Origin of the sequence: Herbidospora sp. NBRC 101105, from assembly GCF_030269205.1 — a bacterium.
GTDB classification, from domain to species: Bacteria; Actinomycetota; Actinomycetes; order Streptosporangiales; family Streptosporangiaceae; genus Herbidospora; species Herbidospora solisilvae.
In genome coordinates this window covers 1,885,045-1,905,594 of sequence record NZ_BSSX01000001.1, presented here as the reverse complement: position 1 = coordinate 1,905,594, position 20,550 = coordinate 1,885,045, and the positions used below count along the sequence as shown (strand labels likewise).

Sequence of the window (20,550 nt, the reverse complement as noted above, 5' to 3'; positions counted from 1 at the left end):
CACATGATCACCCGGGGTTATCGTCGACACCATGATTCGTTTCGCCACCCTCGCCGGACTGATCGCCCTCGCCTCCCTGACCGCGGCCGCTCCCGCCGCCCAGGCGCGGACCGGTGACATCTGCATGTTCAGCGGCCGCGACTACAAGGGCTCGTCGTGGTGCTGGAACCCGGACAACGGCTACGTGGACATGCCCCCGGCGCTGCACGACAACGTGGGCTCCTTCCGGGCCACCTCCGCCGGGTGCTTCATCAACTGGATCGAGGTGCCGACGCGGAAGGAGACCCGGACCGTGCGCGGCGGCGACTTCCGCAGGGTCTACGACGACGACTTCGGCGCGAAGATCGACGCCGTCGCCCCGAAGTGCTAGCAGTCGCAGGAGCAGTCGCAACACTCGCAGCAGTCGCAGCAGCCCGAGCACCCGTTGCAGCAGTTGGAGCACGCGTCGCACCCGCTGCAGTCGCAACGCTCGGTGCATGACTTGTACCGCTCCTCGTCCCACGGCGGGCGGTAGAGCCCGCAGGTGCAGCAGGCGGCCGACGTGCACAACAACGAGACCAGGCCGCCGGGGTCGGGCTTGAGGCGGCGGTCCTTCTTCGGGGCCTCCGCCTCGGCGAAGGTGCGGTCGACGGCGCGGGCCGTCTCCCTGACGAGCAGCGCTCTGACCAGGCCGCGGCGTTCGAGGTCGAGGTCGGCCAGCGCCAGCCTCAGCCCGCCGACCGCGTCGTCGCAGTGCCGACGGGCGGTGGCGAGGTCCGTGCCGGAGGCGACGAGCGGGTTGTAGGCGCCCTGCGCGCGGTCCTGTTCGAGGTCCTCGACGGCGTCGAGCAGGTGGGCGAGCCGCCCGAAGTAGCGTCCGGCCTCCTCCAGCGTCTCCCTGTTGCCGGGCTTGCCGGCCAGGACGGCCGTGTGGCCGAAGGCCGCCGCGACGGCGTCCTCGGTCGGGGCGGTGAGCTGGAGCAGGGTTCTGTCCGGGAGGCGTTCCACCCTCGTCTGTTCCTGTACGGCCGCCAGCAGCGGCCCCGGGTCGAACGCCAGCGCCCCGGCAGTGGCCGTGCCCGCGCGCGACCACCGCTCGGCGAGTCTCGTCCCGCCCGCGGCCACGAGGCGGCGGGCGAACGGGCCGTCGCCGTCCTCGACGTGGTCCTTGAGCTTGCCCGAGGCGAGGATCAGGGACACGGCGGCGGCCAGGCGGACGCCCTCCGCCTCGCTGATGTCGGCGCCCTTGAACCCGCGCAGGGCGCAGGGGGCGGCGCGGCGGTGCCTGGTCTCCTTCGACTGGGCCTCGGTCAGCACCGAGACGAGCAGCCCGTCGTAGTTGGTGACGAGGCGGGCGGCGTGGCCGTGCTCGTCGCGGAGGGCCACGCAGAGGCCGCACAGGTGGGCCATCCACTCCGCGAACAGGCCGCCGCAGAGGTTGTGCTTGCAGGGGCGAACAATCCCGAACACCATGATCCTTCCCGATATTTCGGGACTAGCTTCGCAGGGATCACTTGCACACCACTTGGAGACGGGCCTAGGTCCCCGAGCCGCCAGTCAGCGCCAGATCGTCCAACTCACCCGGATCCACCCGCCCAGGGCGTCGTTCCGCCAGTCTCGGACGCTGACTGTTCCCATGCGGCCGTCGCTGGTGCGCAAACAGTAGGTGTCGCCGTTGCCCAAGTCGCCGGTAGGGACCCGGTCGAGTCCAGCGGCGTCGATCGCCTCATCGCAGGCGGATGGTGACAGGACAATCCCAGTGGGAGCCGTCGCGAGCCGTGCGTTGTTCAGAGTCGTCAACCCCACATCGCCGGTGAAGGACAGGTCGTCGAGACCGCTGGACTCGGTGCGGGGGTCGAGGTCATGCCCGTTCTTGATCAGCCAACTCCCGGTGAACGGCTTCCGCGACGGTGACGGCACGGGTGACGGCGACGGGGGCGGGGAGCCGGGGGACGTTTGCGCGGGCGGCGTCGCGGGAGGCGTCGCGGCTGTCGTGGCGGCCTGGGTGACGGCTGACTGCCGCCCGACGACGACGCCGGTGCCGATCACGCCACCGCCGAGCAGCAGCGCCAGCCCCAGGACGCCGAGTCCCCCTGTCCCGATCGTCACGCGGCGCGACTGGTCGACGTCCCCGCCCGCGATGACCGATCGGTTCATGGTCACCGTCGATCCCAGAATGGTCACCCGCGCCACCTCGCGGGCGAACCGCGGATCCTCCGCCAGCAGCCGCGCGATGGCTCGCCGCGCCTCCGAGTCGACCCAGCCGTTGTCCGGATCCCGCGCGAGCGCGTCGACCAGCGCGTCACCGTGCGGCGGCATGGCCCGGAGTCTCGCAATCACCTGGGCCCCCACGGGGTCGCCCGGGCCGGCGAGTTCGCGCCGCACCGCCTCCAGAACGGTGGACGCGCTCGCGTTCGACGGCTTCGCGTCGTCCATCCGCCTGCGGAGAACCTCCAGGCCACCGACCGCCGCCGTGACGACGACCAAGAAGGTCGCGACGGTCCACGTCCACTGGTCGACCAGGATGTTGCTGAGGATGCCGGCCACCACGGCCAGCCCCACCGACAGCACAATGGCCACGTCACGTCGCATGTTGTCGTCCGTATCAGTAGGAAATGCCGGCCGAGAGGATCGAATGCGAATTCCACCAATTCAACGCGTTCATTGGAACGGAGCGCACCGCCCGGCACGGCCTGGGAGGACGGCCACCACCGCACGCACGGGACATGAATCACCCTCCCCGGAGATTACTTAGATCCGTTTTATCTGCGGCATTGGCCGGAGTTAGCGGACTATCTCAATTCGTGATGATCGGGTGAGGAATATGTCTCCACATCAGCCATTCATCGAGCCGATCAGGCCATCGCGTCGAGGACGACGCCCGCCGCCAGGGCCGCGAAGTCGTCGCCCGTGCTCAGTTCCTCCAGGACCCCGACCGCCACGTCGGCGGGGTGCAGGGCGACCGCGACGCGGTAGCGCACGCCCCGGTCCTCCTCCACGGCGAGCCGCGCCAGCAGCGCCTCCCCCGACGCGCCCAGCGTCGCGGCGGCGCGCACCCGGAGGTCCCCGTCGGCCAGGGCCCGGTCGAACACCTCTCTATACGCGCCGGGCGCGGCGAGGGCGGCCAGGGTCTCGATCGCGACCAGGCGGACCGGTGTCCGGTTCGCCTCTTCATGGTCGCTACATTCGTCCCGGTCGTCGAACACGGCGTGGTCGTCGATGAGGGCCACGACCGCCGCCGCGTCCCGGGTCGCGCCGTGCATGGCGAGGCGGCGGAGGGCGTTCGCGCGCGCACGCGGGTCGTCCGAGGTCAGGTCGGCCTTCATGGGTCGCATGATTACGGCCGGTACCCCGTTATGTCTATCGGTTTGGTAGGATATAGTCCGGTTCGTGACGATCACTACCGCACCCGCAGGGGTTTCGCTGCGCGGCGTCGGCCGGGCCTTCGGCGACCATGTCGTGCTGCGCGACATCGATCTGGACATCGCCCCCGGCGAAGTGGTCGCCCTGCTCGGCGCCTCGGGGTGCGGCAAGTCCACGCTGCTGCGGATGGTCGGCGGGCTCGACCTCGCCACGTCGGGGACGGTGCAGGTCGACGGGCACGACGTCACCGGGATCGACCCCCGTTGCGCCGTCGTGTTCCAGGAACCCCGGCTCCTCCCCTGGCGCACCCTCGCGGGCAACGTCGCCCTCGGCCTGCCCCCCGGCCTGCCGCGTAACCAGCGCGACGCCGAGAGCCGCCAGTGGCTCGCCGAGGTCGAGCTGCGCGGGTTCGCCGACCACCGGCCCCGGCAGGTGTCGGGCGGCATGGCGCAGCGCACGGCGCTGGCCCGCGCGCTGGCGCGGCGGCCCGGCGTGCTGCTGCTCGACGAGCCCTTCGCCGCGCTCGACGCGCTGACGCGGCTGCGCATGCAGGACCTCGTCGAGGACGTGCAGCGGCGGTCGGGCACCACCGTCATCCTCGTCACCCACGACGTCGACGAGGCGCTGAAGCTGGCCGACCGGGTCGTGCTCCTGGGCGGCGCTCCCACCGGAGTGAGCGTCGTCCTGGACGTGCCGGGTGATCGGCCCCGGGACCATCATCAGCCGGAACTGGCCGAGCTGAGGTCCGAACTGCTGGCAGGCCTCGGCGTGCCGCGACGTACCCCCCTGGAAAGAGAGACCCACGCACGATGAGCAGACTCCGGATCACGCTGACCCTCGCCCTGGCCGCGACGCTCGCCACCGCCTGCGTCAGCGGCGAGGACGCGACGGGGCAGCCCGCCGCGGAGAACACGGGCGGGCAGCAGACCGAACTGCGGCTCGACTACGCCTACTACAACCCCTCCAGCCTGGTCATCCGCGAGCAGAAGTGGCTGGAGACCGAGCTGGCCGCCAAGAACGTCAAGGTCACCTGGACGTTGTCGGCCGGCTCCAACAAGGCCAACGAGAACCTGCGCGGCAACGTGATCGACCTCGGTTCCACGGCGGGCGCCGCCGCGTTCCAGGCCCGCTCGAACGGCACGCCCATCAAGGCCGTCGGCATCTTCAGCCAGCCCGAGTGGGCGGCCGTCGTGGTGGCGAAGGACTCCCCCATCACCGACGTGGCGGGGCTGAAGGGCAAGCGGGTGGCCGCAACGAAGGGCACCGACCCCTACTTCTTCCTGCTCCAGTCGCTGCACGAGGCCGGCCTGGCGGCGACCGACGTCGAGGTGGTCAACCTCCAGCACGCCGACGGCAAGACCGCGCTGGAGCGCGGCGACGTCGACGCGTGGGCGGGGCTCGACCCGCTGATGGCGCAGAGCCAGATCGACGGCGGGTCCAAGCTCATCTACCGCAACGCGGGCTTCAACTCCTACGGCTTCCTCAACGCCCGCGAGGCGTTCATCACCGAGCACCCCGACCTCGTCCAGGCGACGATCAACGCCTACGAGAAGGCCCGTGACTGGATCCAGAAGAACCCCGACGCGGCCGTCGCGCTGCTGTCGAAGGAGTCGAAGGTGTCGCCCGAGGTCGCCAAGCTGGTGCTGACCGAGCGCACCAACCTGGCCGTCAGCCCGGTGCCGGGCGCCGACCAGCGCGCGGTGCTGGAGCGCATCCTGCCGACCCTCGTCGAGGAGAAGCAGGTCAAGACCGAGCAGGACGCGACGACCGCCCTCGACAGCCTCTTCGAGCCGAAGTTCGCCGAACAGGCGGCCAAGCAGTGACGGTCGCCGACGACGTGAAAACCGTCGCCGGCGCGAAGGACGGGCGGCCGGCCCGGTCGCGGCGGCGGTGGACGTCGGTCGCCGCCGCGCTGTCGCTGCCCCTCGTGGTGCTGGTGGTGTGGCAGCTCGCGGCGTCGTCCGGGGCGTACTCGACCGCGCAGCTCCCGCCGCCGCTGTCGGTGCTGGAGGCGCTGGGCGAGCTGGGCGGGGACGCGTCGCTCTGGACGCACATCGCCATCAGCGTGCAGCGGGTGCTCCTCGGCTTCGCGGCCGGGGCCGGGCTCGGGTTCCTGCTCGGGGCCGTCGTCGGCCTGTCGCCCGGGGTGCGGGCGGTCGTCGCGCCGAGCATCGCGGCGCTGCGGGCGGTGCCGTCGCTGGCCTGGGTGCCGCTGCTGGTGTTGTGGCTCGGCATCGGCGAGGGACCGAAGATCACGCTGGTCGCGATCGGCAGCTTCTTCCCCGTCTACACGACCATCTCGGCCGCCCTCGCGCACGCCGACCCGCACCTCGTGGAGGTCGGGCGCGCCTACGGGCTGCGCGGCGGCGGGCTGCTGGGCCGCATCATGCTGCCCAGCGTCGCTCCCGCGATCTTCTCCGGGCTGCGGCTCGGGCTGGCGCAGGGGTGGTTGTTCCTGGTCGCCGCCGAGCTGATCGCCTCGTCGATGGGCCTGGGCTTCCTGCTCACCGACAGCCAGAACACCGGCCGGACCGACATCCTGCTACTGGCCATCCTGCTGCTCGCCACGCTCGGCAAGTTGTGCGACGCGATCCTCGGGCTGGTCGAGCGGCGGGTCCTGCGCACCCACACGTGACAGGTAGTCGCCGAGCCGCGCCGCCGCGCGGAGCGTGGCCAGCCCCTGGGCGGTGAGGCGGCGCCGCCAGTCGTCGAGGGCGCGGGCGAGCGAGCCGGCGCCGCCCCCTGTGCCGCTCGCTGTGCCGCTCGCCGTGCGCACCTGCCCGACGACCGTGGCGATGTGCGCCAGCGGGTAGCCGCCGCGCCGCAGCAGGTGGGCGAGTTCGGCGTCGCGGACGTCGTGCGGGCGGTAGAGGCGGTAGCCGGTGGCCGGGTCGCGGCCGGGGTCGAGGATCCCGGCCTCCTCCCATTTCCGCAGCGTGGCCGGGGTGGTCCGGAGCCGGCGCGCGAGCGCGCCGATGCTCCGCGCGCCCGGTCTTCCCGGCCCCTCCGTCAGGTGGTGGACGGCGCCGCGCACCGCGTCGAGGGTCTCCCGGTCGCGGACCAGCTGGACGTGGCCCGCGTCGACGAGGGCCAGCGCGTCGTCGAGCCGGCCGTCGTGGACGGCGTTCATGATCTGGACCGCGGTCGCGTGCCCGTACGCCGGGACGAGCGCCAGGAAGGCGCGCAGCGCCGCGGCGTGGACCTCGGTGTAGACGCGGTGGCCGCTGGGGGTGCGCCCAGCGGGCGGCAGGCACCCGGCCTGTTCGTAGTTGCGGACGGCCTGGGTCGAGATGCCGTGCTCGCGGGCGAGGTCGGTGGGACGCACGGTTGAGACTTCAGCCCCTTCGTCCTGCGGAAACGCCGCAAAAGTCTCCACGGAGCCTTCAATGTTACGCTTGCGGCACATGAGTCAGGACATTCGCGACTTCGTCCCTCCGTCATGTGAACTCCTGGGCCTCGGCGAGCCGACCCACGGCGAGCCCGCCTTCGGGTGGTTGCGCAACGACCTGTTCGACCGGCTGACCGGTCTCGGCTTCCGCTCGATCGCCCTGGAGATCGACCGCGTCGCGGCGCTGGCCGTCGACGACTACGTCCAGGGCGGGCCCGGCTCCCTCGACGCCGTCATGCGCGACGGCTTCTCCCACGGCTGGGGCGCGTTCGCGCCCAACCGGGCCCTGGTCGCCTGGATGCGCGACCACAACGCGGCCCGGCCGCCGGAGGAGCGGCTGACCTTCCACGGCTTCGACGCCCCCACCGAGAACACCACCGCGCCCAGCCCGCGCGCCTACCTGGAGCACGCCCGCGACCACCTGGGCCTCGACCTCGACCTGGCCGGGCTGCTGGGCGACGACGAACGCTGGGGCCACACCGACGCCATCATGGACCCGGCCCGGTCGCCGGGCGCGACCCCGGAGGCCGACAGGGCGCGCGTCATCGCCGACGAGATGCTCGCCCGGCTCCACGAACGGGCGCCGGAGAGCCCCCGCGCGGCGTGGCTGCGGGCCAGGACCCATCTGACCGCCGGGATCGGCCTGCTGCGCTACCACCGGCAGGCGGCGATCCCGCTGGACCAGGGCGCGCGTATCTCCCTGCTGCTCGCCACCCGCGACGCCATCATGGCCCAGAACCTCTTCGACATCCGCGACGTCGAGGCCCGCCGCGGCCGGACCCTGGTCTTCTCCCACAACCTGCACCTGAAGAAGACCCCGAGCGCCTGGCACCTGGGCGACAAGGCGCTGACCTGGCACTGCGCCGGGGAGATCGTGGCCTCGTTGTGGGGAGACCGGTACGCCTTCATCGCCGCCGGCCTGGGTCGCAGCACGCCCCTCGGGCTCGGCGAGCCCGCACCGGACACCTACGAGGGCGACCTGGGACGCCGGTTCCCCACGTGGGGCCTGACCACCACGATGCCGTCGGGCGTCACCCGCACCGACACGACCCCGCAGATGGGCTACTTCCCCCTGGCCGCCGACACCTTCGAGGGCGCGGACGCCCTCCTGCACATCGCCGACGGAACGTCTTTGGGAAGATAGCCCCCGAAGAACCACCCCAAAGGAGCAGATAGTGCACATCGTGCGGTTTATCGGCCCGGTCACCGGCCAGGCCACGATCGGTCTCGACGACGGCGTCGGCATCATCGAGATCGACGGGTCGATCGGCGAACTGCTCCGGCTGACCGTCGAGGAGCTGCGCGACCGGTGCGCCGCCGCCGGCGGTGCCCGCCACGACCGGTCCTCGGTCCGCCTGCTCCCGCCGCTCGACGACCGCATGGAGGTGTGGGCGGCCGGGGTGACCTACGAGCGCTCCAAGGCGGCCCGCATGGTCGAGAGCGAGAAGGCGGCCGACGTCTACGACCTCGTCTACGACGCCGACCGCCCCGAGTTGTTCTTCAAGTCGGCGGCCTGGCGGGCGACCGGCCACGGCGGGCACGTGTCGGTGCGGCGCGACTCCGGGATCGACGTGCCGGAGCCGGAGCTGGGCCTGGTCGTCAACCGGCACGGCGAGATCGCCGGATACACCGTGGTCAACGACATGAGCTCGCGCACGATCGAGGGCGAGAACCCGCTCTACCTGCCCCAGGCCAAGATCTACCTGGGCGGCTGCGCGGCCGGCCCGGGGATCAGGCCGTCGTGGGAGGTGCCCGACCCGTACACGCTGGGCATCGAACTGACGATCACCCGCGACGGCGAGACGGCCTGGCACGGGCGGGCGAGCACCAGCCAGCTCCACCGCCGGCTCGACGATCTGGTCGGCTACCTGTTCCGCGAGGACGTCTTCCCCGACGGCGTGATCCTGGCGACCGGCACCTGCCTGGTGCCGGAGCTGCCGTTCACCCTCCGCGCGGGCGACGGGATCACCATCACGATCTCCGAGGTCGGCACCCTGACCAGCACGGTCGTCGCGGGGAAGGACGCGATGCCCCGCGTATGACATTCGTCATCCCGGCCGGGCTGATCGGCGGCACTACAGGCCGCCGCCCCCTCCCGGCGAGGCTGGGCGCATGCTGGAACTCACCGGACTGAAGAAGAACTACGGGGAGATCACCGCGCTCGACGGCGTGAGCCTGCGCGTCGGCGAGGGTGAGAAGGTCGCGCTGCTCGGGCCCAACGGGGCCGGGAAGACCACGTTGTTGTCGATCGCCCTCGGGCTGCTCACCCCCGACGCGGGCGCCGCCCGGCTGTTCGGACGGCCGCCCCGCGAGGCGCTGGCCGCCGGGCGCGTCGGGGTGCTGCTGCAGGACGCCGGGCTGCCCGACGACGTCCGGGTCGGCGACCTGGTCGCGGCCGTGGCCGGGATGTACCCGACGCCGTCGATCCTGGCCGACCCCGAGCTGGAGGCGCTGGCCGGGCGCCGCGTGATGGGGCTGTCGGGCGGGCAGCGGCAGCTCGTCCGGTTCGCGCTCGCGCTGGCGGGCGACCCGGCGCTGCTGATCCTCGACGAGCCCACGGTCGGGCTCGACGTCGACGCCCGTAGGTCGTTGTGGCGGCAGGTCAGCGACCGCACCGTCGTGTTCGCCACCCACTATCTGGCCGAGGCCGACGACCACGCCGACCGGGTGGTGCTGCTGTCGGGCGGGCGGGTCGTCGCCGACGGCCCGGTCGGGGAGATGAAGGCGCTGGTCGGCGGCACGGAGGTGCGGCTCACCCTCGATACGATGGACGAACGCCGGCTGCGGTCGCTGCCGGGCGTGCACGACGTCCTGGTCGAGGGCGCCACGGCCACCCTGCGGACCGGCGACTCCGACGCGACCCTCCGCGCGCTGTTCGCCGGGTTCGGCGACGTGCGGAACGTGCGCACGTCGGAGGCCGACCTGGAGAGCGTGTTCGTCAGCCTGACCGGGAAGGGGGCGTGATGCGGTCCTTCCTGCGCTTCGAGGTGCGGCGCGCCCTGTCCAACCCGGTCAACCTCGTGTTCCTGGCCGGCTTCCCGGTGCTGCTCTACCTGCTGTGGACGAAGGTGCTCGACCTGGCGTCCGGGCCCGTGTCGATGGTGTCGATGGCGACGTACGGCGCGATGGGCGGCGCGTTGTTCATCGGCGGGGCGATCGCCCTGGAGCGGTCGAGCGGGTGGTTGCGGCAGCTCGCCGTCACGCCGCTGCCCGCCCACGGCTACATCGTGAGCAAGCTGGCCGGCGGGATGCTGGCGGTGCTGCCGAGCGTGGTGATCGTGCTGGCGGCCGGGGCGCTGCTGGGCGGGGTGCGGCTGCCCGCCGCCACGTGGCTGGCGCTGCCGGTGCTGATCTGGGCCGGGGTGGTCCCGTTCGCGGCGCTCGGGGTGGCGTTCGGCTACTCGCTGAAGGGCCAGTCGGCCACCATCGCCATGATGGTCGCCTACTTCGTGCTGGCGGTGCTCGGCGGGCTCTGGCTGCCGGTGTCGCGGATGCCCGGCGGGCTGCGGACGCTGGCCGAGTACAGCCCCGCCTACCAGGCGGGGTCGCTGGGGTGGCGGGCGCTCGACGGGCTGCCTCCGACCGGGACCTCGGTGCTGGTGCTCGCGGCGTGGACGGCGCTGTTCGTCCTGCTCGGCGGGTGGCGCTACCGGAGCGCCGCGTGGAGGTGAGCCGCAGGGCGCTGACCGCCGCGCGGCTGGCCTCCCAGGTCTGGCTGCTCGTGCTGGTCTGGCCGCTGTGGACGGCGTTCCGGACGGCCGGGCCCGCCGAGATCGCCCTGATCACGGCCCTCAGCTGCGTGTTCGCCTACTGCTGGGCGCGCGTCATGTGGCGGGTCATGGGCGTCGGCGGGCCCGACCTCCGGAGCGTGGCGCTGCTGCTGGGCTCGGCGGCGGCGCTCTATCCGCTGCTGGGCGCGCCGTGGGCGTACACCTCGTACGTGCTGGTGATCTCCGTGCTGGGCACGCTGCGCCCGGTGTTCTTCGCGGCCGGGCTGGTCGTGACCATGGTGGTGAACGTCGCGGTGCTGATCGCCCACGGCGAGGGGTTCGTGTGGTGGGTGCCGCTGGTGATGGCGCTGGAGGCGGGGGCGGTGCGAGGGATGGTCCACATGCGCGATCTGATCATGGAGCTCGGCCGGGCGCGGGCCGAGAGCGAACGGCTCGCGGTGGAGAACGAGCGGCTGCGGTTCGCCCGCGACCTGCACGACATCCTCGGCCACACGCTGACCTCGATCACCATCCGCAGCCAGCTCGCCGCCCGGCTGGCCGAGACCGACCCGGCGCGGGCCGCCGAGGAGATGGGCGGGGTCGAGCGCACCGCCCGCCAAGCCCTCGACGACGTGCGCGACGCGGTCGCGGGCTACCGCGCGGTGTCGCTGCCGGAGGAGCTGGGCAACGCGCGGGCGGCGCTCGACCTGGCCGGGATCCGGCTGACCGTCTCGGGCGCGGGCCCCGTCCCGCCCGGTTCCGAGTCGCTGTTGGCGTGGGTCGTCCGGGAGGCGGTGACGAACGTGCTGCGGCACAGCGGCGCCACCCGGTGCTGGATCACCCTCGGCCCCCGGTCCCTGGAGATCACCGACGACGGCCGGGCCGGCGCGGGGGCCGGGCCCGGCACCGGGCTGCTGGGCCTGGCCGAACGGGTCGAGGCGGCCGGTGGCACCCTGGAGGCCGGCGCCCGGCCGGCGGGCGGCTACCGGCTGCGGGTGGAGGTGCCGTGATCCGCGTGCTCATCGCCGACGACCAGGACCTCGTGCGGGGCGGCCTGGCCGCGCTGCTCGGGCTCGAACCCGACATCGAGGTGGTCGCCGAGGTGGCCCGCGGCGACGAGGTGCTCGCCTCGGTGGCCGCCCACCGGCCCGACGTGGTGCTGCTCGACATCGAGATGCCGGGCCTGTCCGGACTGGAGGTGGCCGAGCGGCTCACCGGCGTGCGGGTCGTCATCGTCACCACGTTCGGCCGGCCCGGCTACCTGCGCCGCGCGCTCGACGCCGGGGTGGCCGGCTTCGTGGTGAAGGACGCGCCCGCCGCCGAACTGGCCGCCGCCGTCCGGCGGGTGACGGCGGGCGAGCGCGTGGTCGACCCGAAGCTCGCGGTGACCGCGCTGACGGTGGGGGCCAGCCCGCTGACCACGCGGGAGTGCGACGTCCTGCGCGCCGCCGACGGCGGGGCGAGCGTCGCCGACATCGCCCGGTCGCTGTTCCTCACCGAGGGGACGGTGCGGAACTACCTGTCGTCGGCCATCGGCAAGACCGGGGCGCGCAACCGCGCCGAGGCGGTGAGCACGGCCCGTTCCCGCGGCTGGCTCTGAGACCTGGTCCTATACCGCGCGTATACGCGGGTGCCGGATGCTCTGAAGTGCTCCCGCCCGGCGTTCCCACCGCCGGGCGGGGGCCTCTAGCCGTCGAGCAGCCGTTCGGTCTCCCGCCACAACCGCGCCCGGAGCCCGGGGTCGTCCGCCGGGGGCGCGGGGCGGATCGGGCGCGCTCCCGGGACGGAGTAGTAGCCGCCCGTCCGGCCCGCGAAGGCGGGGTCGGCGGCGAGCGCGACGATGAGGGCCGCGCCGCGCGCGGGGTCGCCGATCGACAGGCGGGTGAGCAGCTTCTCCAGGGGCGCCGCGAAACGCAGTTCGCGGCCCAGGCCCGTGGTGTTGAAACCGGGGTTGAGGCAGTTGGCGGTGACGCCCGTGCCGGTCAGGCGGCGGGCGAGTTCGAGGCTGAACATGATGCCGAGCAGCTTGCTCCGGCCGTAGTGCGCCGAGGATCCGCGTGCGGTGAACGGGACGGTCTCGGTCAGGTCCTCGGGGAGGCGCAGGGTGCCGTGGCGGCGGGCGGCCTCGGAGGCGACGGTGACGACCCGCGCGGCCGGGGCCCGGCGCAGCGCCGGGAGCAGTTCGCGGGTGAGCAGCCACGGGGCGAGGTAGTTGACGGCGACCATCTCCGGGAGGCCGTCGGGCGTGGTGCGGGGCGTGAAGGCGTGGAGCCCGGCGTTGTTGACGAGCACGTCGACGTGCCCGTGCCGGTCGGTGATCTCGCGGGCGAGGCGGCGGACGTCGGCCAGGCGGCCGAGATCGGCGAGGAGGACCTCGACGCCGGCACCGGCCTCGGCCCGGAGCCGTTCGGCCTTCCCGGGGTCGCGGGCGACGGCGACGACGTGGGCACCCTGGCGGGCCAGGTCGAGCGCGGCCAGGCGGCCCAGGCCGCCGGTCGCGCCGGTGACGACAACAGTAGTTTGCATATGCCCATTACTGTAGGGCGATATAGTTTGGATGTGCAAACTACTCCGGGTGGACGGCGAGACCTCGAACTGGCACTGGGCGAGCAGCTCAACGCTCTGCTGAGCGCCGGACGGGCGTTGAGCGAGCGCAGCGCCGCCCACTTCCACCCCGGGCTGCAACCGGCCGCGTTCCACATCGCGCGCTGGCTCTACGCGTTCGGTCCCGCCACGCCCAGCGCCGTCGCGGAGGCCGTCGGCATGGACCGCAGCTCCACCAGCACCCTGATCGGCAGGATGCGGTCACTCGGGCTGCTGGAGAGCACACCCGCCCCCGGCGATCGGCGCAGCGTCATCGTGGGGCTCACGGAGAGGGGACGCGAGCGGGTGGCGGCGACGCTGGAGGAACGCGGGCGCGAGTTCCACGCCCGCACCCAGGACTGGTCCGACGACGATCTGGCCCGCCTCACCGAGTTGCTCGCCCGGCTCACCGGCTCCGGGCGCGGTAGCGCAGGCCGTCGATGAGCAGGGCGACCATGCGCCTGCTGTAGTCGACGCCCGTCTCGGCCGACGGGACGCACAGGGTGGCGACGGCGTAGAGCAGGTCTTCCGGGCTCACGTCGGAGCGGATCTCGCCACTTGCCGCCGCGGCGTCGAGCAGGGCTCCGAGGGTGGGGCGCAGGCGGCCCATGAAGTAGCCGGGCAGGGCGTCGAAGGCCGGGTCGCCCGAGTGGAGGGCGGCGGCCAGGCCCCGCTTGGTCGCGATGAACTCCGTGTAGCGCAGCACCCACCGTTCGAGGGCCTCCCCCGGCGCGTATGCGGCGCTCAGGGCCGGGGCGGCGTCGGCGCAGGCGTCGACCTCGCGCTGGAACACCGCCTTGACCAGGTCGGACCGCTGCGGGAAGTGGCGGTAGAGGGTGCCGACGCCCACGGAGGCCAGGTCGGCGATCTCCTTGGCGGGGGCGTCGACCCCGGACGTGCCGAAGACGGTCTTCGCCGCCTCCAGCAGGGCGTCGACGTTGCGCTGCGCGTCGGCGCGCAGCCGTCGCGGCGCTCCGTTCGTTTGCATAAGCGGAAAAACTTTCCATATAGTTCCGGAAAGGCGTTCCACTTAATCTACCGCCTGTCAGGAGAGACCGCATGCACTACCGCACACTCGGGCGCACCGGGATCAGGGTCAGCCCCTACGCGCTCGGCGCGATGATGTTCGGGGCCATCGGCAACCCCGACCACGACGACGCGATCCGCATCATCCACAAGGCGCTCGACGCCGGGATCAACCTCGTCGACACCGCCGACGTGTACTCGCGCGGCGAGTCGGAGGAGATCGTCGGCAAGGCGCTCAAGGGGTGCCGGGAGGAGGTCGTCCTGGCCACCAAGCTCGGCCTTCCGATGAGCGACGACCCCAACCACCGGGGCGCCTCGCGCCGCTGGATCACGACCGCCGTGGAGGACTCGCTCCGGCGTCTCCAGACCGACCACATCGACCTCTACCAGATCCACCGGCCCGACCCCGGGACCGACGTCGAGGAGACGCTGTCGGCGCTGACCGACCTGGTCAGGAGCGGGAAGGTGCGGGCGGTCGGCTCGTCGGCGATGCCCGCCTCCGACATCGTCGAGGCGCAGTGGACGGCCGAGCGGCGCGGCCTGGAGCGGTTCCGCACCGAGCAGCCGACCTACTCGATCCTGAACCGGGGCATCGAGGCGGAGGTGCTGCCGGTCGCCCGGCGCTACGGGATGGGCACGCTGGTGTGGAGCCCGCTCGCCAAGGGCATGCTGACCGGCCGGATCAGGAAGGGCCGGGCGACCGACCTGCGGCGCGCGACCCGCTTCCGCAGCTTCGCCGACGAGCGGCGGCTCGACGCCGTCGAGCGGCTCGTCCCGCTCGCCGAGGAGGCGGGGCTGCCGATGACGCACCTCGCGATGGCCTTCGCGACCGCCCACCCGGACGTGTCCAGCGCCATCATCGGGCCGCGCACGATGGAGCAGCTCGACGACCTGCTCGCCGGCCTCGACGTGGTGCTCTCCCCGGAGATCCTCGACCGCGTCGACGAGATCGTGCCGCCCGGCACCGACGTCGGCGACCGCGACGAGTCGGCCTACCTGCCCCCGGCCCTGGTGGAGCCGGGCCTGCGGAGGAGGGCCGCCTAGGAGCCGGCCCGCGACGGCGGACCGGCTCCCTTTGGGCGGGGATCAGTCGTCGTCGGTGACGACCAGGCGGGCGAAGCCGTCGCCGATGGTCGCGCCGGCCGAGACGCCGGCCACGACCTGGTACGACTGCGCGGCCGTCGCCTTCACCGTGTTGCCGGTGACCGGCACCGTGAACGTGCCGCCGGTCGACCCGGCCGGGATCGTGACCGACGCCGCGAGCGAGGTGATCACCGGGTTGGTGCCGCTCTGGAGGGCCTGCACCGACACGGTCACCGGCCGGTCGGAGACCCGCGACAGGGTCAGCGGGATCACCGCCGTGCTGGTCTCGTTCCCCTCGACCACGGTCACGTCGCCGACCGCGACCTGCGGCAGCGTGGCGATGGTCTCCTCGCCGACGCGGTAGCGGGTGAACGACAGGTCGGCCAGGTAGACGCCGCCGGCCGGCGAGGCGCCGGTCAGCGACACCTCCTTGACGTCCTTCTTGTCGAGGCCGCTGAGCCCGGACAGCGGCAGGCGGACCGTGCGCAGCCACGTCTTGGGCAGCGGCGACGCCAGGCCGGGCAGCGCCTCAAGGGCGGTGCTCAGCGAGGAGACCGGCACGCTGACGCTGCGGTCGCGGCCGTCGACCAGGGTGAGGGTGAGGTCGAGCGGCTGGGCGGCCGGGATCGTCTCGTCGCGGGCGACCCGGAAGGTCAGGTACTCGGCCTTGGAGATGTTCCGCTCGGGCAGCGTGACGGTCAGCTTCCCGGTGGTGTCGGTCCAGGCGAACCGCATGAGCGAGGTCGCCGTGGCGTTCGGCAGGTACGTCGCCGGGGTCCACGACGGCGCCTGCGAGGTGGTGAGCCGGGTCGCGCACGACGGCAGCCCGCTCTGCGGGGAACGGTCGAGCATGCTGGCGCAGACGACGCCGGTCGCGCCTCCGGAGACCGTGGAGATGGTGGAACCGGAGAAGGTGTCGACGTCGATCCGGCTGGAGGCCGGGGCCTGGGCGACCGAGTAGACGACGGCGCGGCCGGCCGAGGCGACCGTCTTGTTGCTGCCGTCGAACAGCGGCAGCAGCGCCGTCTCCTGGCCCTGGACCAGCCGGAAGAACCCGGCCATCAGGGCGGTGCCGACGGCGTACTGCTCGCTCGCCGACAGGCGGGAGGGCGCCCGGTTGCCGCAGACGGGGTCGTTGTTGTTCGACCAGTCGTCGGAGGCGGGGGCGGTGGCGACGCCGGGCGTCCACTCGGTGTTGAAGAAGTTGTGGTCGGTGCCCATGACCATCTGGACCGAGCGGAAGGCGGTGTCGCCGGGGACGGCGTACAGGGAGTCGTCGTAGAAGTGCTGGCCCTGCTGGTTCGACACGTCGCCGTCGCAGTACGGCAGGATCGTCAGCGTCGGGATGCCGGGCAGCGAGGCCCGCGCGAAGTCGGTGGGCGCGAGCGGCAGCACGGCGCGGATGCCATAGGGCCTGGCCCGGCCGGCGTTCATCAGCACGGCCTTGGCCACGCCCTCGCCGCCGCGCGAGTGGCCCATCAGGCCGACGTTGTCCAGGTCGACCCGGCCGGCGAACAGCGAGACCAGGCGGGGGTCGCCCTTGCCCTTCTCGGCCTCGTTGATGAGGTCGAGGTGGCGCATGACGACCTCGCCGCGCGCCAGCGCGCCCCGGTCCTCGGAGAAGTTGGCGTCGAAGGCGTTGACCGCGTTGGCGCTGACCGACACGACGACGTAGCCGTGGCTGGCCAGCGCGTCGGCCGGGCCCTTGTAGCCGGTGTAGCTGTCGATCGGGATCTGCGGCGCGGGGCACGGCCAGGCGTTGTTGCTGGTCCGCCGCGTCGCCGCGTCGTAGCAGGCGGAGTGCCGCCCGTGCAGGAACAGCACCAGCGGACGCCGCCCGGTGGCACCCGACGGCGCGTAGACCCTGGCCTTCAGCTCGCCGAGCCGCCCGCCGAGCCCTTCCAGGGCGATGGCCTGCGAGCCCAGGTCGTAGTCGGTCTCGGTGACCGGGAACGGTCCCGGCACACCCGGGTCGGTGGGGATGGTCGACGGCTGCGGCTCGGCCGGCGGGGTGTAGACCGCCCGCGACCTGGCCTGCGCCGCCGACTCGACGACGCCGTTCCAGGCGACCTCGACGCTCTGCGCCCCGGCGGCGCGCGGATCGTCGGTGAGCAGGGTCAGGGTGTGGCCGTCGGCGCTCTCGGTGGCGTAGCCGAGCGACTCTCCGTCGACCGCCAGCTCGGGGACGGCGTTCCGGACGGGCAGGGGTTCGTCGAGCGTTAACGTGATCTTGTATCCGCCGTCGACCTCGACGACCGACCAGGTGTCGGCGGCGGCGGGAAGGGGCAGGGCGAGCAGCCCTGTCACCACCGCCAGGATCGCGGTGGCCCTAGAAAGCCTCATGGCATTCCTCTCGTGCATTTATGTCCCGCAAGCCACACAAAGCTCACGAAACAGCACGAGTTAAACTTTCAACTATTGTCCCGGCATTAACCTCCGTTGCACGGACGTAAACGATCCAGCGCATCGCCGGATCCGATCAGGTGAAGACGCACTCCAGCGCCCGCCGGATGACGTCGGCGAAAGGCTGGTTGGCCGCCGGGGTGAGCCAGTGTCTCCCGGCGACCCTGATCGCGGCGACCACCGCCGCCGCCGTGACCTCGGGCCGCAGGCCGCTCTCCCCGGTGCGTTCGGCGATCGCCTCGGCGAGCGGGGTCTCGCCCACCGTGAAGGCGCGCAGCGCCTCGCCCTCCAGCTCGGGGGTCAGCATGATCATGCGCAGCCCGGCCCGGTCGGGCTCGGGATCGGTGAACAGGTCGACCATCGCCTCGGTCAGCGCCACGTCGAGGGGCTCGCCGGCGGGCCGGGCGCGGAGCGCGTCGCCCGCGCGCCGCGACTGGTCGGCCTGCCCGCCGCAGATGGCCTCCTCCCTGCTGGAGAAGTAGTTGTTGTACGTCCGGGGCGACACCCCGGCCGCCGAGGCGATGTCGTTGACGCGGACGAGGGCGAGGCCGCCGGGGCCCTGTTCGACGGCCAGGCGCAGCGCGGCGGTGGTGATCGCCTCGCGGGTGGCCTGCCGGTTGCGGGCCCTCAGGTCGGTCATGAGGGCAGCATATTCACGACACGTAGCGCCCGACGCAGTCGGTGAAGGCGCCGCCCGCGACCGCGCAGTCATAGGTGAACCGCTCCTCGCCGCCGGAGCCGGTCGTGAAGTCGTAGCGGGCGACCACCCGGTCGCCGTTGGGGGCGAGGTCGAGCAGCGTGTACCTCCCGCCGGCCTCGATCACCTCCGGCACCAGGAAGCGGTCCATGATCTCGGCCCGGCCCGAGTAGATGCGCCCGACGCTGTCGAACCGCGCCGCCTCGGCGAACATCGCGCCCACCCCCTGGGCGTCGCCCGCGTTGATCGTCTTCACGAAGCGGTCGACCACCTCCCGGAGTTCGGGGGCGACGGCGGCCGGGGCCGTCGTCGCGGGAGTGGTCGTCGCGGGAATGGCCGCCGAGGGTTGTTCGTCGCCGGAGCAGCCGGTCAGCAGGGTCGCCGTCAGGACGCCGATCACGAGTCTCTTCATGGCCACGAGTGTGCGGAGACCGGCGGGAGGGCGTCCAAGACCTGCTTTCATAACCGGTGGTTATGGCAGGCCAGGAACTCGCGCACCGCCGGGCGGCGGTCGGCGGCCCGCCAGGCGATGGCCAGTTCCGCCGGGGGCAGCCCGGCGACGGGGCGGCAGACCACCCCCGGCCGCCGGTAGAGGTCGGCGTTGCCCTCGGCGACCAGCGCGATTCCGAGCCCGCCCGCGACCGCCTCGAACACCTCGTCGGCCGAGGCGACCTCCGTCCCGACGACGGCCGAGGCACGCCCGTCGAGGCCGAGCCAGAAGTCGCGCAGCGGCCCCGCCGACGCGGGCAGCGCGAGGAACGGCTCGTCGCGCAGGTCGGCGAGGCCGACCTCCTCCCGGGCGGCCAGCCGGTGCCCTTCGGCGAACGCGGCGAACCTGCGTTCCCTGGCCAGCACGCGGAAGTCCAGACCGGCGGGCGCGGGAAGCCAGACGTAGGCGACGTCGCTGGTGCCGTCGGACAGGCCCGCGCTGGGGTCGTCCCAGGGCACCAGGCGCAGCGCGACCGACCAGCCGGGCATGCGGTCACGGAAGCGGCGCAGCGTCGCGCGGTGCAGGTCGCGGCCGACCGAGGTCTGCATGCCGATGACGAGCGTGCCCGCCGGAGCCGCCTCGCGGGCCGACTCCAGGCCCTCGGCCCAGCGGCCGAGCAGGTCGCGCGCGACCGGCAGCAGCGCGGCGCCCTGCGGGGTGAGGGTCACCCCGGCCGCGTCGCGGTCGAACAGGGGGAAGCCCAGTTGCCGTTCGAGCGCGCGGATCTGCTTCGACAACGCGGGCTGCGACACGAAGAGGCGTTCGGCCGCGCGGGTGAAGTGGAGGTCGTCGGCGACCGCGACGAAGTAGCGGAGGTCACGCAGGTGTGCGTCCATAGATGTCGGCGAGGGCGTGGAAGGACGCCTTCGGCTCCCACCGTAGACCGTCGTCGAGCACCTTCACCACACCGCCGCTCGCCACGTCGAAGCCGCCCCGCAGGTCCCACCGCGCGAAGGTGTACCAGAACGCCGCGTCGACCCCCTCCCCGTCGAGGACCGCCAGCACCTCGCGCAGGTAGCGGGCCTGCTCCTCCTCGTCGCGCACGACCTCCCTGTTCAGCCGCGCGGGCGGGCCGTGGTCGCTCCACTCGACGATCGCGTCGCCGCGCTCGCCCGCGTCGGCCGCGCCCCGGAAGGTCACGCAGCCGAACTCGTTGACCGAGACGGGCTTGCCCAGCGCCCTCCCCTGCTCGACCAGGGCCCGCACCGTCTCGCGGTAGGTCGCGGCGGTGGCCGCCGACCGGTATCCCGCGTCGGTCGCGACGATGTCGAAGATCGTCCAGTCGACCCGCTCGAACGGCAACGACGAGTAGGTCACGCGCCCGCCGAACCGTTCGCGCACCAGCCGCACCGCCTCGGCCAGGAACGTGTTCACCTTCTCCGGCACGTCCGCGACGCCCTCACGCATCCGCGCCACCCGCTCCCACAACGTCTCCCCCGGCAGGAAGCCGGTGGTCATCAGGCTCACCTCCGACCCGGTGACCATGACGACCTCGGCGCCGTCCCGTCGCAGCCGCTCGGCGTGCTCGGCGCAGTCGGCGATGACGGCGAGCACCTCCTCGGGGGTGACGTCGCAGGTGAACGGGGACAACCAGACCTCCAGCCCGGCGCGGGCGGCGGCGGTGGCGGCGGCCTTCAGCCGGTCGGCGTACTGCCCGCTGATCCGGACGGCCGTGCAGTGCAGGTCGTCGCGGATGACCCGCATGTCGCGGGCGACCTCGGCGGGGTCGAAGGGTTCGTGGGTGCTGTGCCCGGCGGCGCGGGCGTGGACGTCGGCGAAGCCGGTGTCGTAGTTGATGCCTCTCGTGCGCATGCCGCCGAACCTACCA

General features: G+C 72.7%; 23 protein-coding genes. 12 read left to right on the top strand and 11 right to left on the bottom strand.

Annotated features, from left to right (window positions below; all coding sequences use genetic code 11):
• Positions 1-31: 31 nt before the first annotated feature.
• Positions 32-370: a peptidase inhibitor family I36 protein gene (locus QSK34_RS08395; RefSeq protein WP_285581732.1), complete on the top strand. Its 339-nt coding sequence runs from the start codon at positions 32-34 to the stop codon at positions 368-370.
• Here QSK34_RS08395 and QSK34_RS08390 read toward each other — a convergent pair.
• From QSK34_RS08390 to QSK34_RS08380, 3 genes are all read right to left on the bottom strand, one after another.
• Positions 367-1,452 carry a DUF5685 family protein gene (locus QSK34_RS08390; protein WP_285581730.1) on the bottom strand — a complete coding sequence of 362 codons (1,086 nt, stop codon included), beginning with the start codon at positions 1,450-1,452 and terminating at the stop codon, positions 367-369. The two genes, QSK34_RS08395 and QSK34_RS08390, sit on opposite strands and share 4 nt — an antisense overlap.
• 84 nt (positions 1,453-1,536) lie before the next feature.
• Entirely contained in the window at positions 1,537-2,571 is a 1,035-nt protein-coding gene (locus QSK34_RS08385; RefSeq protein WP_285581728.1) for a hypothetical protein, read from the bottom strand.
• 263 nt (positions 2,572-2,834) lie between these two features.
• Positions 2,835-3,305, bottom strand: coding sequence for a hypothetical protein (locus QSK34_RS08380; RefSeq protein WP_285581726.1), 471 nt, complete (start codon positions 3,303-3,305; stop codon positions 2,835-2,837).
• A gap of 64 nt (positions 3,306-3,369) precedes the next feature.
• Here QSK34_RS08380 and QSK34_RS08375 point away from each other — a divergent pair, with 64 nt between their 5' ends.
• From QSK34_RS08375 to QSK34_RS08365, 3 genes are read left to right on the top strand one after another with little or no spacing between them, the layout of a single operon-like run.
• The gene (locus QSK34_RS08375; protein ID WP_285581724.1) at positions 3,370-4,155 is read left to right on the top strand and encodes an ABC transporter ATP-binding protein; all 786 of its coding nucleotides are present in this window, start codon (positions 3,370-3,372) and stop codon (positions 4,153-4,155) included.
• Positions 4,152-5,165, top strand: coding sequence for an aliphatic sulfonate ABC transporter substrate-binding protein (locus QSK34_RS08370; RefSeq protein ID WP_285581722.1), 1,014 nt, complete (start codon positions 4,152-4,154; stop codon positions 5,163-5,165). The genes QSK34_RS08375 and QSK34_RS08370 overlap by 4 nt, the downstream gene beginning before the upstream one ends.
• Complete coding sequence (locus tag QSK34_RS08365; protein ID WP_285581720.1) at positions 5,162-5,977, top strand: ABC transporter permease; 816 nt, start codon at positions 5,162-5,164, stop codon at positions 5,975-5,977. Before QSK34_RS08370 ends, QSK34_RS08365 begins: the two co-directional genes overlap by 4 nt.
• Here QSK34_RS08365 and QSK34_RS08360 read toward each other — a convergent pair.
• Positions 5,885-6,667 (bottom strand): MerR family transcriptional regulator, encoded by a 783-nt coding sequence (locus tag QSK34_RS08360; RefSeq protein ID WP_285581718.1) that lies wholly within the window; start codon positions 6,665-6,667, stop codon positions 5,885-5,887. The two genes, QSK34_RS08365 and QSK34_RS08360, sit on opposite strands and share 93 nt — an antisense overlap.
• A 79-nt stretch (positions 6,668-6,746) precedes the next feature.
• Here QSK34_RS08360 and QSK34_RS08355 point away from each other — a divergent pair, with 79 nt between their 5' ends.
• The 6 genes from QSK34_RS08355 to QSK34_RS08330 all read left to right on the top strand — a co-directional run bounded on the left by QSK34_RS08355 (position 6,747) and on the right by QSK34_RS08330 (position 12,040).
• Entirely contained in the window at positions 6,747-7,874 is a 1,128-nt protein-coding gene (locus QSK34_RS08355) for an erythromycin esterase family protein (protein WP_285581715.1), read from the top strand.
• Between the two features lie 40 nt (positions 7,875-7,914).
• A complete protein-coding gene (locus QSK34_RS08350) occupies positions 7,915-8,772 on the top strand; it encodes a fumarylacetoacetate hydrolase family protein (RefSeq protein WP_285581713.1) in 858 nt (285 codons plus the stop codon).
• A gap of 70 nt (positions 8,773-8,842) precedes the next feature.
• Positions 8,843-9,694, top strand: coding sequence for an ABC transporter ATP-binding protein (locus QSK34_RS08345; protein WP_285581711.1), 852 nt, complete (start codon positions 8,843-8,845; stop codon positions 9,692-9,694).
• Positions 9,694-10,401, top strand: coding sequence for an ABC transporter permease (locus QSK34_RS08340; RefSeq protein ID WP_285581709.1), 708 nt, complete (start codon positions 9,694-9,696; stop codon positions 10,399-10,401). The genes QSK34_RS08345 and QSK34_RS08340 overlap by 1 nt, the downstream gene beginning before the upstream one ends.
• Positions 10,392-11,450, top strand: coding sequence for a sensor histidine kinase (locus QSK34_RS08335; RefSeq protein WP_285581707.1), 1,059 nt, complete (start codon positions 10,392-10,394; stop codon positions 11,448-11,450). The genes QSK34_RS08340 and QSK34_RS08335 overlap by 10 nt, the downstream gene beginning before the upstream one ends.
• Positions 11,447-12,040 (top strand): response regulator transcription factor, encoded by a 594-nt coding sequence (locus QSK34_RS08330; RefSeq protein ID WP_285581705.1) that lies wholly within the window; start codon positions 11,447-11,449, stop codon positions 12,038-12,040. The genes QSK34_RS08335 and QSK34_RS08330 overlap by 4 nt, the downstream gene beginning before the upstream one ends.
• An 86-nt stretch (positions 12,041-12,126) precedes the next feature.
• On the opposite strand, the gene QSK34_RS08325 is transcribed toward QSK34_RS08330, so the two are convergent.
• The gene (locus QSK34_RS08325; protein ID WP_285581703.1) at positions 12,127-12,966 is read right to left on the bottom strand and encodes an SDR family NAD(P)-dependent oxidoreductase; all 840 of its coding nucleotides are present in this window, start codon (positions 12,964-12,966) and stop codon (positions 12,127-12,129) included.
• A gap of 33 nt (positions 12,967-12,999) precedes the next feature.
• Between QSK34_RS08325 and QSK34_RS08320 the strand changes: the two genes are divergently transcribed.
• Positions 13,000-13,467, top strand: coding sequence for a MarR family winged helix-turn-helix transcriptional regulator (locus QSK34_RS08320; RefSeq protein WP_285581701.1), 468 nt, complete (start codon positions 13,000-13,002; stop codon positions 13,465-13,467).
• Here the strand turns inward: QSK34_RS08320 and QSK34_RS08315 are convergent.
• Entirely contained in the window at positions 13,430-14,011 is a 582-nt protein-coding gene (locus tag QSK34_RS08315; protein ID WP_285581699.1) for a TetR/AcrR family transcriptional regulator, read from the bottom strand. The genes QSK34_RS08320 and QSK34_RS08315 overlap by 38 nt on opposite strands.
• A gap of 71 nt (positions 14,012-14,082) precedes the next feature.
• On the opposite strand from QSK34_RS08315, the gene QSK34_RS08310 reads away from it, so the two are divergent.
• Positions 14,083-15,093 carry an aldo/keto reductase gene (locus QSK34_RS08310; protein WP_285581697.1) on the top strand — a complete coding sequence of 337 codons (1,011 nt, stop codon included), beginning with the start codon at positions 14,083-14,085 and terminating at the stop codon, positions 15,091-15,093.
• 42 nt (positions 15,094-15,135) lie between these two features.
• Here the strand turns inward: QSK34_RS08310 and QSK34_RS08305 are convergent, their stop codons facing one another.
• The 5 genes from QSK34_RS08305 to QSK34_RS08285 form a co-directional block, all read right to left on the bottom strand.
• A complete protein-coding gene (locus QSK34_RS08305) occupies positions 15,136-17,475 on the bottom strand; it encodes an alpha/beta hydrolase (RefSeq protein WP_285581694.1) in 2,340 nt (779 codons plus the stop codon).
• Between the two features lie 136 nt (positions 17,476-17,611).
• Positions 17,612-18,175 carry a TetR/AcrR family transcriptional regulator gene (locus QSK34_RS08300; RefSeq protein WP_030453680.1) on the bottom strand — a complete coding sequence of 188 codons (564 nt, stop codon included), beginning with the start codon at positions 18,173-18,175 and terminating at the stop codon, positions 17,612-17,614.
• A gap of 13 nt (positions 18,176-18,188) precedes the next feature.
• On the bottom strand, positions 18,189-18,644 hold the full coding sequence (locus QSK34_RS08295) for a nuclear transport factor 2 family protein (RefSeq protein ID WP_285581691.1): 456 nt from the start codon (positions 18,642-18,644) through the stop codon (positions 18,189-18,191).
• A gap of 47 nt (positions 18,645-18,691) precedes the next feature.
• Complete coding sequence (locus tag QSK34_RS08290; RefSeq protein WP_285581689.1) at positions 18,692-19,558, bottom strand: LysR family transcriptional regulator; 867 nt, start codon at positions 19,556-19,558, stop codon at positions 18,692-18,694.
• Positions 19,539-20,534 (bottom strand): glycoside hydrolase family 113 protein, encoded by a 996-nt coding sequence (locus QSK34_RS08285; protein WP_285581687.1) that lies wholly within the window; start codon positions 20,532-20,534, stop codon positions 19,539-19,541. The genes QSK34_RS08290 and QSK34_RS08285 overlap by 20 nt, the downstream gene beginning before the upstream one ends.
• Positions 20,535-20,550 lie beyond the last annotated feature (16 nt).